Origin of the sequence: Pseudomonas sp. SWRI18 (genome assembly GCF_014268345.1) — a bacterium.
Lineage (GTDB): Bacteria > Pseudomonadota > Gammaproteobacteria > Pseudomonadales > Pseudomonadaceae > Aquipseudomonas > Aquipseudomonas cedrina.
The window spans coordinates 1-14,432 of sequence record NZ_JACCQQ010000030.1; the positions used below are offsets into that span (position 1 = coordinate 1).

The following is a 14,432-nucleotide window of genomic DNA, read 5'->3' on the forward strand; positions in this document are numbered from 1 at the left end:
GCGGGACAAGCCCGCTTACTACAGATGCTCGCATGCTCTCAATAAAGATGTGTAGATACCTATGGCTATCGCAGGCAAGCCAGCTCCCACATTGGAATCGGTTTACACCCTGTGAGCTCGGTTGCTTGTGAGGATATCCACGCCCGGACCAAAGTTGGAAGGCTTCTTGCAATACCGCCTCCAGGACGCCCCGCGGCGTCAAAACTTTGCTTCAAGGAAACGAGGAATACCGGTGGTGGATCGCTCTCAAATGTTCGGCACGGCCCGTACCACCCTGACTGACCTCTCCCGAGGCAATCTGGGTGTGCCGTTGTTGTTGCTGGTGATGCTGGCAATGATGATGTTGCCGATGCCGCCGTTCCTTTTGGACGTGTTCTTCACCTTCAACATCGCCCTGTCCGTCGTGGTGCTGCTGGTGTGCGTCTACGCCTTGCGGCCGCTGGATTTCGCGGTGTTCCCGACGATTCTGCTGGTGGCGACCCTGTTGCGCCTGGCGCTGAACGTAGCGTCCACCCGCGTGGTGATGCTCCACGGTCAGGACGGTCACGCCGCCGCCGGTAAGGTGATCCAGGCCTTCGGTGAGGTGGTGATCGGCGGTAACTACGTGGTCGGTATCGTGGTGTTCGCGATCCTGATGATCATCAACTTCGTGGTGGTGACCAAAGGCGCCGGGCGGATTTCCGAGGTGAGCGCGCGCTTCACCCTCGACGCCATGCCCGGCAAACAAATGGCCATCGACGCCGACCTTAACGCCGGCCTGATCGACCAGAACCAGGCCAAGTCACGCCGCCTGGAGGTGGCCCAGGAAGCCGAGTTCTACGGCTCCATGGACGGTGCCAGCAAGTTCGTGCGCGGTGACGCCATCGCCGGCCTGCTGATTCTGTTCATCAACCTCATCGGCGGCATCGCGGTCGGTATCTTCCAGCACGGCATGACCTTCGGCGATGCGGGCAAGGTGTACGCCTTGCTGACCATCGGTGACGGTTTAGTGGCGCAATTGCCATCACTGTTGTTATCCACAGCGGCGGCCATCATGGTGACCCGTGCTTCGGGCTCCGAAGACATGGGCAAACAGATCAGCCGCCAGATGTTCGCATCGCCCAAGGCGTTGGCCGTGGCGGCGGGCATCATGGCCATCATGGGTATCGTGCCGGGCATGCCGCACGTGTCGTTCCTGAGCATGGCGGCCCTGGCCGGTGGCGGCGCCTACCTGTTCTGGAAGAAGCAGAACGCGGTCAAGGTCCAGGCGCTGCAAGAAGTCGCGCGCCAGCAGGAGCTGCTGCCTTCCCCGGCCCGCGCCCAGGAAACCAAGGAGCTGGGCTGGGATGACGTGACCCCGATCGACATGATCGGCCTGGAAGTCGGCTACCGCCTGATCCCGCTGGTGGACCGCAATCAGGGCGGCCAATTGCTCGCGCGGATCAAGGGCGTGCGCAAGAAGCTGTCCCAGGACCTGGGCTTTTTGATGCCCACCGTGCATATCCGCGACAACCTCGACCTGGCCCCCAGCGCCTACCGCTTGACCCTGATGGGCGTGATCCTGGCCGAGGCCGAGATTTACCCGGACCGCGAGCTGGCGATCAACCCAGGCCAGGTGTTCGGCAGCCTCAACGGCATCACCGCCAAAGATCCGGCTTTTGGCCTGGAAGCGGTGTGGATCGAAATCAGCCAGCGCAGCCAGGCGCAGTCCCTGGGGTACACCGTGGTGGACGCCAGTACCGTGGTTGCCACGCACCTCAACCAAATTCTGTACAAGCATTCCCATGAGCTGATTGGCCACGAGGAAGTCCAGCAATTGATGGGTTTGCTCGGCAAAGCCTCGCCAAAACTCGCCGAAGAGCTGGTGCCGGGCGTGCTGTCGCTGTCGCAATTGCTCAAGGTGTTGCAGGCGCTGCTGGCCGAACAGGTGCCGGTGCGCGACATTCGCAGCATTGCCGAGGCCATCGCGAACAATGCCGCCAAGAGTCAAGATACTGCCGCGCTGGTGGCCGCGGTGCGCGTCGGATTGTCGCGCGCAATCGTGCAAAGCATTGTAGGGCTTGACTCCGAGCTGCCTGTGATCACCTTGGAACCCAGGTTGGAACAAATATTGCTCAATAGTATTCAGAAGGCAGGTCAAGGCCAGGAAGAAGGCGTCCTGCTGGAGCCAAGCATGGCTGAGAAGCTGCAGCGTTCGTTGATCGACGCCGCACAGCGCCAGGAAATGCAGGGCCAGCCGGTGATCTTGCTGGTGGCCGGCCCGGTCCGCGCGATGTTGTCGCGGTTTGGACGCCTGGCAGTACCGAATTTGCACGTTTTGGCTTATCAGGAAATTCCTGACAACAAGCAAGTGACTATCGTCGCGACAGTAGGGCCCAACGGCTGAGGGTAGTGGGTTATGCAAGTGAAGCGTTTTTTCGCCGCCGATATGCGTCAGGCCATGAAACTGGTTCGTGATGAGCTGGGCGCCGACGCCGCGATTATCGGTAACCGTCGTATTGCCGGCGGTGTCGAGCTGACGGCTGCCCTGGATTACACCCCCCAGGCCCTGGCGCCGCGCGTGCCGAACATGGAGCTCGAAGACGAGCTGCGCAAGACGGCCTCGCGCATTGTCTCGGCCCAGGCCGAACTGAGCATGCGCGGTGACAGCGATGCCACCACCAACCGCCAGTTGTTCGCCGGCCTGCCGCTGACCGCGGCCGAGCCCTTGGTCGAACCGACGTTCAAAGAGCCGCCGCGTCCGGCAGCGCCTGCCCCGGCCGCTGCTGTCGACCCGCGCGCATTCGACTCGATGCGCTTTGAACTCAACGGCCTGCGTGAGCTGCTCGAAGTGCAGCTTGGCTCGCTGGCCTGGACCCAACTGCAAGGCAGCAAGCCGCAACAGGCCAACCTGTGGCGCCGCCTGCAACGCATCGGCCTGTCCGGCCCGTTGTCCCGCGACCTGCTGGCCTTGACCACCGAGATCCAAGAGCCCCGCCAGGCTTGGCGCATGCTGCTGGCTCACTTGGCGCGCATGATCGCCACGCCGGAAATCGAACCGCTGGAAGAGGGCGGGGTGATTGCCATGGTCGGTCCCGCCGGCATGGGCAAGACCACCACCCTGGCCAAGCTGGCCGCCCGTTACGTACTCAAGTACGGCGCGCAGAATATCGCCCTGGTGAGCATGGACAGCTACCGCATCGGTGCCCAGGAACAGCTCAAGACCCTGGGCCGCATCCTCAATGTGTCGGTGACCCACGTCGACCCGGGCCAGTCCCTGGCCAACGCCCTCGACCCGCTGCTGCGCAAGCGTGTGGTGCTGATCGATACCGCCGGCCTGCAAGCCAGCGACCCGGCATTGCGCATGCAGCTGGAAAGCCTGGCCGGGCGTGGCATCAAGTCGAAAAATTACCTGGTGCTTGCAACCACCAGCCAGAAACAGGTTCTTACCGCTGCGTACCATAGCTACAAGCGCTGCGGCCTGGCCGGTTGTATCCTCACCAAGCTCGATGAAACCGCGAGCCTGGGCGAGGTGCTGAGCCTGGCCATCAGTCATGAATTGCCGGTCGCCTACCTGACCGACGGCCCGCGGATCCCGGATGATCTGCATCTGCCGCGCCGTCATCAATTGGTCAGCCGTGCAGTCAGCGTGCAAATGCAAGAAGAGCCTAGCGAGGAAGCGATGGCCGATATGTTCGCCGACCTTTACCACAACCCGGCAAAACGGGTGGGATAGGTCAGGATGAACACCATGAAATGTATCTACATCGATGGTCTGCAAGCGATTCACGCGGCCAAGCCATGTAGCCTGCGTCTAAGCAAGACAAGGTAAAGAAATAAAATGGGCAGCATGCATCCCGTACAGGTGATCGCGGTGACCGGCGGCAAAGGTGGCGTCGGGAAAACTAACGTGTCAGTGAATTTGTCCCTGGCCCTGGCAGAGCTTGGCCGCCGCGTCATGCTGCTGGATGCTGACCTGGGGCTGGCGAACGTCGACGTTCTGCTGGGGCTGACGCCCAAGCACACCCTCGCCGATGTGATCGAGGGCCGCTGCGAGCTGCGCGATGTGCTGTTGCAGGGCCCCGGTGGCATCCGCATCGTGCCGGCCGCCTCCGGTACCCAGAGCATGGTGCACCTGAGCCCGGCGCAGCATGCCGGCCTGATCCAGGCCTTCAGCGACATAGGCGACAACCTCGACGTGCTGGTGATCGACACCGCCGCCGGGATCGGCGAGTCCGTGGTCAGCTTTGTGCGCGCCGCGCAGGAAGTGCTGCTGGTGGTCTGCGATGAACCCACCTCGATCACCGACGCCTACGCCCTGATCAAACTGCTTAATCGCGACTACGGCATGAACCGCTTCCGCGTCCTGGCCAACATGGCCCAGAGCCCGCAGGAAGGGCGCAACCTGTTCGCCAAGTTGACCAAGGTCACGGATCGCTTTCTCGATGTCGCCTTACAATACGTTGGCGCAGTTCCCTACGACGAGTGTGTGCGCAAGGCTGTGCAAAAGCAGCGTGCGGTCTACGAAGCGTTCCCTCGTTCCAAATGCGCATTGGCGTTCAAGGCTATTGCCCAGAAGGTCGATACCTGGCCGTTGCCCGCCAATCCGCGGGGGCATCTGGAGTTTTTCGTCGAGCGATTGGTGCATCAGACGAGCGCAGGACCGGTGCTATGACAGCGAACGGCTACAACGCCTATAAGAAATCCGCCCGTGACAGCCAGGGCGAGTTGATCGAGCGCTACGCGCCGTTGGTCAAGCGCATTGCCTACCACCTGTTGGCACGCCTGCCCGCGAGCGTCCAGGTCGAAGACTTGATCCAGGCCGGCATGATCGGCCTGCTCGAAGTGTCGACCAAATATGACGCGAGCAAGGGTGCCAGTTTCGAGACGTATGCGGGGATCCGTATCCGTGGCGCGATGCTCGACGAGGTGCGCAAGGGTGATTGGGCGCCGCGTTCGGTGCACCGCAATACGCGCATGGTCAGTGACGCAATTCGCGCAATTGAAGCAAAAACCGGTCGCGACGCTAAAGATCACGAAGTTGCGGCCGAACTCCAATTGAGTCTCGACGATTATTACGGGATTTTGAACGATACCTTGGGCAGCCGCCTGTTCAGTTTCGACGACCTGTTGCAGGACGGCGAACACGAAGGGCTGCATGAGGACGGCGCGAGCGCTCATATGGAGCCATCGCGCGACCTGGAGGATGAACGCTTCCAGGGGGCGTTGGCGGACGCGATTGCCAATTTGCCGGAGCGTGAGCGGCTGGTGTTGGCGCTGTACTACGACGAAGAGCTGAACCTCAAGGAAATCGGTGAGGTCCTGGGGGTCAGCGAATCGCGGGTCAGCCAGTTGCATAGCCAGTGCGCAGCCCGCTTGCGGGGGCGTTTGGGAGAGTGGCGAGCGCGCTGACAGGCAGTGTGGGGGGCACTGCAGACGATACCGCGAGGGCGCCAAGCCTTTGCGGGTTCGGCCCGTGGTGCCCCCGGCAGTCCTTTTTGTGTAATGCCTGTTGATTGAAATGGCGCGTCCAGGTGCTGGGCGCGTTTAAGACTGCTTGGAGGTCGAATTGGACAAGAACATGAAAATCCTCATCGTTGATGACTTCTCAACGATGCGGCGGATCATAAAAAACCTGTTGCGTGACCTTGGGTTCACTAACACGGTCGAGGCGGACGACGGCATTACCGCGATTCCGATCCTCAACAGCGGGAGCATCGACTTTCTGGTAACGGACTGGAACATGCCTGGCATGACCGGTATCGACTTGCTGCGCCACGTGCGTGCCGACGAAAAACTGCGCAGCCTTCCCGTGTTGATGGTGACCGCCGAAGCCAAGCGTGAGCAGATCATCGAAGCCGCCCAAGCCGGGGTAAACGGTTACGTGGTCAAGCCATTCACTGCATTGGCCTTGAAAGAGAAGATCGAAAAAATCTTCGAACGCATCCACGGCTAATGCCATCGCGGGGGAGCTATGGAGCATAAAGAAACGTCACAGGGCGACTTTGAGTCGACCCTGAAAAAGCATGCTCACCAGTTGGTCGAAAGCCTTGAAAAAGGCCAGTTCGGCGACGCGGTGCAGTTAATCCATGAGCTCAACCAGACCCGTGACCGCGGCCTGTACCAGGAAGTGGGCAAGCTCACGCGCGAGCTGCACAGTGCGATCGTCAATTTCCAGATTGACCCGCACATGCCCCAGGCCGAAGAAATCTCGCAGATCACCGATGCCACCGAACGCCTGTCCTATGTGGTCAGGCTGACCGAGGCGGCGGCCAACCGCACCATGGACCTGGTGGAAAACGCCACGCCTTTGGTCAATGGCATGGCCACCGAAGCCCAGGCGCTCAGCGTTGACTGGGGCCGTTTCATGCGCCGTGAAGTCGGGGCTGAAGAGTTCCGTGAATTGGCGCGTCGGGTCGAAGGGTTCTTGTCACGCAGCGAGCAGGAAAACCGCACGGTTTCCAGCAACCTCAACGACATTCTGCTCGCCCAGGATTACCAGGACCTTACCGGCCAGGTGATCAAGCGTGTGACCCAATTGGTCACCGAAGTGGAAAGCAACTTGCTCAAATTAGTGCTGATGGCAGGCCAGGTAGACCGCTTTGCAGGCATCGAACATGACCGCGAAGCGATCCTCTCGGAAAAAGATCCACAAAAACATCTCGCCAAGGGTGAAGGTCCGCAGATTCATGCCGATAAACGTGAAGACGTTGTATCGGGTCAAGATGATGTCGATGACCTGTTATCCAGTTTAGGCTTCTAAGGAGCACACCCATGAGCTTCGGCGCCGATGAAGAAATCCTTCAGGATTTCCTTGTAGAGGCCGGCGAAATTTTAGAGCAACTGTCCGAGCAACTGGTCGAGCTGGAAAGCCGACCGGATGATGCGAACCTGCTCAATGCAATTTTTCGCGGTTTTCACACTGTAAAAGGGGGCGCCGGCTTCCTCCAGCTCCATGAGCTGGTGGAGTGCTGCCACATCGCCGAGAACGTGTTCGACATCCTGCGCAAGGGTGAGCGTCAGGTTGACTCGGAATTGATGGACGTGATTCTCGAAGCACTGGACGCGGTCAATGGCATGTTCAGCCAAGTGCGTGAACGTGCACCGGTTACCGCCGCCACCCCGGAACTGCTGGCCGCCCTGGCGCGCTATGCAGAGCCTGCCGACCTGTCCGCCGCCCCGGTGGCTGAGGCTGCACCGGAGCCTGTGGCGCAAGCCGAGCCGGATGTGACCGACAGCGAGTTTGAGCAACTGCTCAACTCCCTCAGCGCGGTGAAGGCCGAGGCCGAAGCACCGGCCGCCGTTGCGCCGCCGGCGGCACCGACCAGCGAAGACATCTCCGATGCAGAGTTCGAATCCCTGCTCGACCAGTTGCATGGCAAAGGCCAGTTCGCGGCCGACGCCGTGGCGCCTGCGGCTGCCGCAAGCACCGCTGTGGATGCGCCGGCCGCCAAAGCCAGCACCGACATCACCGATGACGAATTCGAAGCCTTGCTCGACCAACTGCATGGCAAGGGCACGTTCGCGGCCGACGCCTTGCCGAATGTCGCCGCCACGGCTGCTACTGCCGCAGCGCCTGCCGCCGTCAGTGCCGCGCCCGCCGGCGATGGCCTGATCTCGGACCACGAGTTCGAGTCGCTGCTGGACGAATTGCACGGCAAGGGCAAGTTCAGCGAAGTGGCCCCGGCCGCCACGGCTGCACCGGTTGCTGCCAAAGCGGCCGCCCCGGCACCGGTGGCCAAGCCAGCGCCAGCGCCAACCCCCGCCGTTGCACCTGCTCCGGCGCGTGCCGCCGCGGCGCCGGTGGCCGACAAGCCCGCCACTGAAGCCGAAACCACCGTGCGCGTTGATACCGCGCGCCTGGACGACATCATGAACATGGTCGGCGAGCTGGTACTGGTGCGTAACCGCCTGGTGCGACTGGGCCTGAGCAGCGGCGATGAAGCCATGCAAAAGGCCGTGTCGAACCTCGACGTGGTCACCGCCGACCTGCAGACCGCCGTGATGAAGACGCGGATGCAGCCGATCAAGAAAGTCTTCGGCCGCTTCCCGCGTCTGGTTCGCGACCTGGCGCGCCAGCTCAAGAAAGAGATCAACCTGGAACTGGTGGGTGAAGAAACCGACCTCGACAAAAACCTGGTCGAGGCCCTGGCCGACCCGCTGGTCCACTTGGTGCGCAACGCCGTCGACCACGGCGTGGAAACCCCGGAAGAACGTGAAGCCTCGGGCAAGTCCCGGGGCGGCAAGGTGATCCTGGCGGCGGAACAGGAAGGCGATCATATCCTGCTGTCGATCACCGATGACGGCAAAGGCATGGACCCGGCCATTCTGCGCAATATCGCGGTCAAGCGTGGCGTGATGGACAAGGATGCCGCCGACCGCCTGACCGACACCGAGTGCTACAACCTGATCTTCGCCCCGGGCTTCTCGACCAAGACCGAGATTTCCGACGTGTCGGGCCGTGGCGTGGGCATGGACGTGGTGAAGACCAAGATCAGCCAGCTCAACGGCTCGATCAATATCTACTCGACCAAGGGCCAGGGCTCGAAGATCGTCATCAAGGTGCCGTTGACCCTGGCGATCATGCCGACCCTGATGGTGATGCTGGGCAACCAGGCCTTCGCTTTCCCGCTGGTCAACGTCAACGAGATCTTCCACCTCGACCTGTCGCGCACCAACGTGGTGGACGGCCAGGAAGTGGTGATCGTACGCGACAAGGCATTGCCGCTGTTCTACCTCAAGCGCTGGCTGGTCGCCTCGGCTGCCCATGAAGAGCAGCGCGAAGGCCATGTGGTGATTCTCTCCGTGGGCACCCAGCGTATCGGCTTTGTCGTCGATCAACTGGTGGGGCAGGAAGAAGTGGTCATCAAGCCTTTGGGCAAAATGCTGCAGGGAACCCCGGGCATGTCGGGTGCGACCATCACCGGTGACGGTCGGATCGCGCTGATTCTCGATGTTCCGAGCATGCTCAAGCGTTACGCCGCTCGGCGTATTTGATTCTGGTGGGTCAGGGCGGTATTGCCCGTCCCGCCTAACGGAGTGCTTATGGTAGTCAAGGTCCTGGTGGTGGACGATTCGGGTTTCTTCCGCCGCCGCGTCTCGGAAATTCTTTCCGCCGATCCAACGATCCAGGTGGTCGGTACGGCCACCAATGGCAAAGAGGCGATTGATCAAGCCATTGCATTGAAGCCCGACGTGATCACCATGGACTACGAGATGCCGATGATGGATGGCATCACGGCAGTTCGGCATATCATGCAACGCTGCCCGACCCCGGTGTTGATGTTCTCCTCGCTGACCCACGAAGGCGCCCGGGTGACCCTGGATGCGCTGGACGCCGGCGCGGTGGACTTCCTGCCGAAGAATTTCGAAGACATCTCGCGCAACCCCGACAAGGTCAAGCAGATGCTGTGCGAGAAAGTGCACAGCATTTCGCGCAGTAACCGTCGCAGTCTGTTCAGCGCGCCGGCGCCCGCACCTGCGCCGGTTGCCGCACCTGCTGCGTCCACCGGCTCTACGTTCGGTCGCCCTGCTCCAGTCGCACGCCCAGCCCCGCCGCCGGTGCGCACGTCGGCGCCCGCTGCGGCGCATTCGCCCGCGCCCAAGCGCAAAGCCTACAAGCTGGTCGCCATCGGCACATCCACCGGCGGCCCGGTGGCCCTGCAGCGCGTCTTGACCCAGCTGCCGGCCAACTTCCCGGCGCCGATCGTGTTGATCCAGCATATGCCCGCCGCGTTCACCAAGGCCTTCGCCGAGCGCCTGGACAAGCTGTGCCGCATCAGCGTCAAGGAAGCCGAGGATGGCGACATCCTGCGTCCAGGCTTGGCGCTGCTGGCGCCAGGCGGCAAGCAGATGATGGTGGATGGTCGCGGCGCGATCAAAATCCTGCCGGGCGATGAACGCTTGAATTACAAGCCGTGCGTGGACATCACCTTCGGTTCGGCGGCCAAGTCCTACGGCGACAAAGTTCTGGCGGTGGTGCTCACCGGCATGGGCGCCGACGGCCGTGAAGGCGCGCGCCTGCTCAAGCAGGGCGGCAGCGCCATCTGGGCCCAGGACGAAGCCAGCTGCGTGATCTATGGCATGCCCATGGCCATCGTCAAGGCTGACTTGGCCGACGCCGTCTACAGCTTGGACGACATCGGCAAGCATCTGGTGGAGGCCTGCCTCTGATGGATGTATTGAGCCTGATCGGCATCATCATGGCGTTTGTCGCGATCATCGGCGGCAACTACCTCGAAGGCGGCCACCTCGGTGCCCTGGCCAACGGCCCGGCGGCGCTGATCGTGATCGGCGGCACCGTGGGCGCGGCGTTGCTGCAGTCGCCTATGAGCTCGTTCAAGCGGGCGATGCAGATCCTTATCTGGATCATCTTTCCGCCGCGTGTCGATTTGGCCGGCGGCATCGACCGCGTGGTCAACTGGAGCCTCACCGCCCGCAAGGAAGGCCTGTTGGGCCTGGAAGGCGTGGCCGATGCCGAGCCGGACAGCTATGCGCGCAAAGGCCTGCAATTATTGGTGGATGGCGCCGAGCCGGAAGCGATCCGCAGCATCCTGGAGGTGGACTTCTACACCCAGGAAAGCCGCGACATCAACGCCGCCAAAGTCTATGAAAGCATGGGCGGCTACGCGCCGACCATCGGCATCATTGGTGCGGTCATGGGCCTGATCCACGTGATGGGCAACCTGGCCGACCCTTCGCAATTGGGCAGCGGGATCGCCGTGGCGTTCGTCGCCACCATCTACGGCGTGGCCAGTGCCAACCTGGTGTTGTTGCCGGTGGCCAGCAAGCTCAAGTCGATTGCCATGCGCCAGTCCCGTTATCGCGAAATGTTGCTCGAAGGCATCCTGTCGATTGCCGAAGGCGAGAACCCGCGTTCCATCGAATTGAAGCTCCAGGGCTTCATGGATTGATGGGAGGTATGACCTGTGAGCCGTCGCCGTCGCGAACCTGAAGAACACGTCAACCATGAACGCTGGCTGGTGTCCTATGCGGACTTCATCACCTTGCTGTTTGCGTTTTTCGTGGTGATGTACTCCATCTCATCGGTGAACGAAGGCAAGTACAAAGTCATTTCCGAGGCGCTGATCGGAGTGTTTTCCGATTCTGACCGCGCGCTCAAGCCGATCCCGATTGGCGACGAGCGACCCAAGACCGTGACCCCGGCCAAGCCGCTGGTCAACGACAGCGACGAAACCGCCGCTGGCGTCGGGGGCACCAGCGATCCGCTCAAAAGCATCGCCGACGACATCAGCGCTGCGTTTGGCGATTTGATCAGCTCCAACCAGATGACCGTGCGCGGCAACGAGTTGTGGGTGGAGATCGAGCTCAATTCCAGCCTGCTGTTCGCCAGCGCCGATGCGATGCCCAGTGACCAGGCGTTCAGCATCATCGACAAGGTCGCGGCGATCCTGCGGCCATTCGAGAACCCGATCCACGTTGAAGGTTTTACCGACAACGTCCCCATCAGTACCGCGCAGTACCCGACCAACTGGGAACTGTCGTCGGCGCGCGCCGCGAGCATCGTGCGTATGTTGGCGATGCAGGGTATCAACCCGGGTCGCCTGGCGTCGGTGGGGTATGGCGAGTTCCAACCAGTGGCCAATAACGCCACGGTGGAAGGGCGTTCACGCAACCGCCGGGTCGTGCTGGTGGTGTCGCGCAACCTGGAAGTGCGCCGCAGCCTGACGGGCACCGGCACCGCCAACGCAACACCGGATGCGGCCCTGAAGCGGGCTGGCACACAAACTGCACCGGCCCTTGTAAAGCCGCCGGTTCGTCAGAGTGCCGTCAATTCTCCGTCGCCGGCTCAATAACTTATGCAATGTCTCGGTCGCGCGTGTGCCTGCCGGGAGGAACCAACCGAATGAGAGTCTGGGCAGTTGCCAATCAAAAAGGTGGAGTCGGCAAGACCACCACCTCCATCGCCTTAGCCGGTTTGCTGGCCGAGGCGGGCAAGCGTGTGGTCGTGGTGGACCTGGATCCTCACGGTTCCATGACCAGCTATTTCGGCTACGACCCGGACGCGCTGGAACACAGCAACTTCGACCTGTTCCTGCACAAAGGCAGCGTCCCGGCCGATTTGCCTGGGCAACTGCTGTTGCCCACCAGCCACGAACGCATTTTCCTGCTGCCGTCCAGCACCGCCCTGGCTACTCTCGAGCGCCAGTCGCCGGGGCAGAGTGGCCTGGGCCTGGTGATCGCCAAGACCCTGGCGCAGCTGTGGCAGGACTTCGATTACGCGATCATCGACAGCCCGCCATTGCTTGGCGTGTTGATGGTCAACGCCTTGGCGGCGAGCCAACAGCTGGTGATTCCGGTGCAGACCGAGCATTTGGCGGTCAAAGGCCTGGAGCGCATGGTCAGCACCTTGGCGATGATCAACCGTTCACGCAAACAGCCATTGCCCTACAGCATCGTGCCAACCTTGTTCGACCGCCGCACCCAGGCCTCCCTCGGAACGTTGCGGGTACTGCGCGACGCTTACCCGGAGAGCATCTGGAATGGCTATATCCCGGTGGACACGCGCCTGCGCGACGCCAGCCGGGCGGGGCTTACGCCGTCGCAGTTCGACGGCAAGAGCCGTGGCGTGCAGGCTTACCGCGTGTTGCTCAAGCACCTGCTGTCGCAGCAGCTTGTGGCGCAGGTGGCGTGATGAACCGGCCTACTGAACTCAAGACCCGGCCGCAACTGGCACTGGAATCCTACCTGGATGCCTTGTTGCAGGAAGCGACCGCGGAAGAACTGCCGGAACCGATTCTGGTGTTGGAGCCTGCCGTCGAGCCCGCAAGCACGCTGGATGAATTCCAGCTGGCGGTGCTCGAAGAACAGGCGCGTGATGCGCAGGTGGTGGTGCCGATCACACCGGTTATGCTCGCGCCTGCCGTGATTGCTCCCGTGATGGTCGAGCCGGTGGTGCAAGTGCACCTGCCGCCGAGCATCACGCCGCCGCCGCCGGTGACGGGCGACGGTCGCCCGAGCTGGGCGGCCGAGCCGTTCGAATGCCTGCTGTTCGACGTGGCCGGGTTGACCCTGGCGGTGCCGCTGGTGTGCCTGGGCTCGATCTATTCCCTGGAAGGCCAGGAACTGACACCGCTGTTCGGGCAACCGGAATGGTTCCTCGGCATCCTGCCCAGCCAGGCCGGCAACCTGAAGGTCCTCGATACCGCGCGCTGGGTGATGCCCGACCGCTACCGCGACGACTTTCGCCAGGGCTTGCAGTACGTGATCTCGGTGCAGGGCTACGAGTGGGGGCTGGCGGTGCATCAAGTCAGCCGCTCGTTGCGCCTGGACCCCAACGAAATCAAATGGCGCAGCCACCGGGGCCAACGGCCATGGCTGGCGGGCACCGTGATCGAACACATGTGCGCGTTGCTCGACGTCGCCGAACTGGCCGAGTTGATCGCCAGCGGTGCGGTCAAGACGATGCCGGTGACCAAACGCAGTTGATTGAACAATAAGGGCCGCATGCGAGTGCGGTCAAAGAAGCACACACGCCGTGTCGAACGGTATTTGAAGGGGTCAGAGAAATGAACAAGTCAGCGTCCGCACAAGGTTTGGATGATCCGATCCTGCAATGGGTTACCTTCAAACTGGACAACGAGTCCTATGGCATTAACGTGATGCGCGTGCAGGAAGTGCTGCGCTACACCGAGATCGCGCCGGTACCGGGTGCGCCCAGCTATGTGCTGGGTATCATCAACCTGCGCGGCAACGTGGTGACGGTCATCGACACCCGCCAGCGTTTCGGCCTGGTCCCGACCGAAGTCAACGACAACACCCGTATCGTCATCATCGAAGCCGACAAGCAAGTGGTCGGGATCATGGTCGACAGCGTGGCGGAAGTGGTCTACCTGCGCCAATCGGAAGTGGAAACCGCGCCGAACGTGGGTAACGAAGAATCCGCCAAGTTCATCCAGGGCGTATGCAACAAGAACGGCGAATTGCTGATTCTGGTCGAGCTGGACAAGATGATGAGCGAAGAAGAATGGTCGGAACTGGAGAGCATCTGATTGTTCCTTGAGGCCGTGGTAATTGTCCTGGCCCTGTTGTGGGCCGGGACCTTGGCATTCCTGCTGCGCCATGTGCGCCAGCAGCGCGAATTGTTATTGCAGCAGGCCGAGCGTGACGCCGTGCGAGACCGGCGCATCCTCGAATTGCTCAAACGTGTTGATCATTACCAGCAGAGCGCGGTGAAGGTCGGTGACGAGGTGCATGAACTGCGCGCCATTCTTGCGCCGTTGCCGGATAAGCTGGCGCAGATCGAGCAGCGTGATCCGTCGAGCTTGTCGTTCGCCCAGGCTGCGAAACTGGTGGGCATGGGCGCAACGGTGGATGAGTTGACCCAGTCGTGTGGCCTGACCCAGGCTGAAGCGCAGTTGATGAGCAAGCTTCACAAGGGCTGATGGGGTTTTGTGATCGTACCCGGTCAAAAATGTGGGAGCGGGCTTGCTCGCGAATACGGAGTGTCAGTC

14 protein-coding genes are annotated in these 14,432 nt (G+C 61.8%); all 14 read left to right on the forward strand.

What is annotated here, in order from left to right; translation table 11 throughout:
- The first annotated feature begins 235 nt into the window (after positions 1 to 235).
- The 14 genes from flhA to H0Z09_RS24795 all read left to right on the forward strand — a co-directional run bounded on the left by flhA (position 236) and on the right by H0Z09_RS24795 (position 14,363).
- Positions 236 to 2,365 carry a flagellar biosynthesis protein FlhA gene (gene flhA / locus H0Z09_RS24730; protein WP_076953112.1) on the forward strand — a complete coding sequence of 710 codons (2,130 nt, stop codon included), beginning with the start codon at positions 236 to 238 and terminating at the stop codon, positions 2,363 to 2,365.
- Positions 2,366 to 2,377: 12 nt separating this feature from the next.
- Entirely contained in the window at positions 2,378 to 3,694 is a 1,317-nt protein-coding gene (gene flhF, locus H0Z09_RS24735) for a flagellar biosynthesis protein FlhF (protein WP_076953002.1), read from the forward strand.
- A 105-nt stretch (positions 3,695 to 3,799) separates the two neighbouring features.
- Positions 3,800 to 4,633, forward strand: coding sequence for a flagellar synthesis regulator FleN (fleN, locus tag H0Z09_RS24740; RefSeq protein WP_003192912.1), 834 nt, complete (start codon positions 3,800 to 3,802; stop codon positions 4,631 to 4,633).
- On the forward strand, positions 4,630 to 5,370 hold the full coding sequence (gene fliA / locus H0Z09_RS24745) for an RNA polymerase sigma factor FliA (RefSeq protein ID WP_015885174.1): 741 nt from the start codon (positions 4,630 to 4,632) through the stop codon (positions 5,368 to 5,370). Before fleN ends, fliA begins: the two co-directional genes overlap by 4 nt.
- A 169-nt stretch (positions 5,371 to 5,539) precedes the next feature.
- On the forward strand, positions 5,540 to 5,914 hold the full coding sequence (locus H0Z09_RS24750; protein ID WP_015885173.1) for a chemotaxis response regulator CheY: 375 nt from the start codon (positions 5,540 to 5,542) through the stop codon (positions 5,912 to 5,914).
- A gap of 18 nt (positions 5,915 to 5,932) precedes the next feature.
- Positions 5,933 to 6,721: a protein phosphatase CheZ gene (locus H0Z09_RS24755; protein WP_065873738.1), complete on the forward strand. Its 789-nt coding sequence runs from the start codon at positions 5,933 to 5,935 to the stop codon at positions 6,719 to 6,721.
- Positions 6,722 to 6,732: 11 nt separating this feature from the next.
- Positions 6,733 to 8,955 (forward strand): chemotaxis protein CheA, encoded by a 2,223-nt coding sequence (locus H0Z09_RS24760; protein WP_186694215.1) that lies wholly within the window; start codon positions 6,733 to 6,735, stop codon positions 8,953 to 8,955.
- A gap of 48 nt (positions 8,956 to 9,003) precedes the next feature.
- Positions 9,004 to 10,131 (forward strand): chemotaxis response regulator protein-glutamate methylesterase, encoded by a 1,128-nt coding sequence (locus tag H0Z09_RS24765; RefSeq protein ID WP_186694217.1) that lies wholly within the window; start codon positions 9,004 to 9,006, stop codon positions 10,129 to 10,131.
- The gene (locus H0Z09_RS24770) at positions 10,131 to 10,871 is read left to right on the forward strand and encodes a flagellar motor protein (RefSeq protein ID WP_076953005.1); all 741 of its coding nucleotides are present in this window, start codon (positions 10,131 to 10,133) and stop codon (positions 10,869 to 10,871) included. The genes H0Z09_RS24765 and H0Z09_RS24770 overlap by 1 nt, the downstream gene beginning before the upstream one ends.
- A 15-nt stretch (positions 10,872 to 10,886) precedes the next feature.
- Positions 10,887 to 11,774 carry a flagellar motor protein MotD gene (motD, locus tag H0Z09_RS24775; RefSeq protein ID WP_186694219.1) on the forward strand — a complete coding sequence of 296 codons (888 nt, stop codon included), beginning with the start codon at positions 10,887 to 10,889 and terminating at the stop codon, positions 11,772 to 11,774.
- Between the two features lie 50 nt (positions 11,775 to 11,824).
- Entirely contained in the window at positions 11,825 to 12,613 is a 789-nt protein-coding gene (locus tag H0Z09_RS24780) for a ParA family protein (RefSeq protein ID WP_186694221.1), read from the forward strand.
- Positions 12,613 to 13,407, forward strand: a complete 795-nt coding sequence (locus H0Z09_RS24785) for a CheW domain-containing protein (RefSeq protein ID WP_186694223.1) — start codon at positions 12,613 to 12,615, stop codon at positions 13,405 to 13,407. Before H0Z09_RS24780 ends, H0Z09_RS24785 begins: the two co-directional genes overlap by 1 nt.
- An 80-nt stretch (positions 13,408 to 13,487) precedes the next feature.
- Positions 13,488 to 13,970, forward strand: a complete 483-nt coding sequence (locus H0Z09_RS24790) for a chemotaxis protein CheW (RefSeq protein ID WP_010564003.1) — start codon at positions 13,488 to 13,490, stop codon at positions 13,968 to 13,970.
- Positions 13,971 to 14,363 carry a DUF2802 domain-containing protein gene (locus H0Z09_RS24795; RefSeq protein WP_076953009.1) on the forward strand — a complete coding sequence of 131 codons (393 nt, stop codon included), beginning with the start codon at positions 13,971 to 13,973 and terminating at the stop codon, positions 14,361 to 14,363.
- Positions 14,364 to 14,432: the final 69 nt, after the last annotated feature.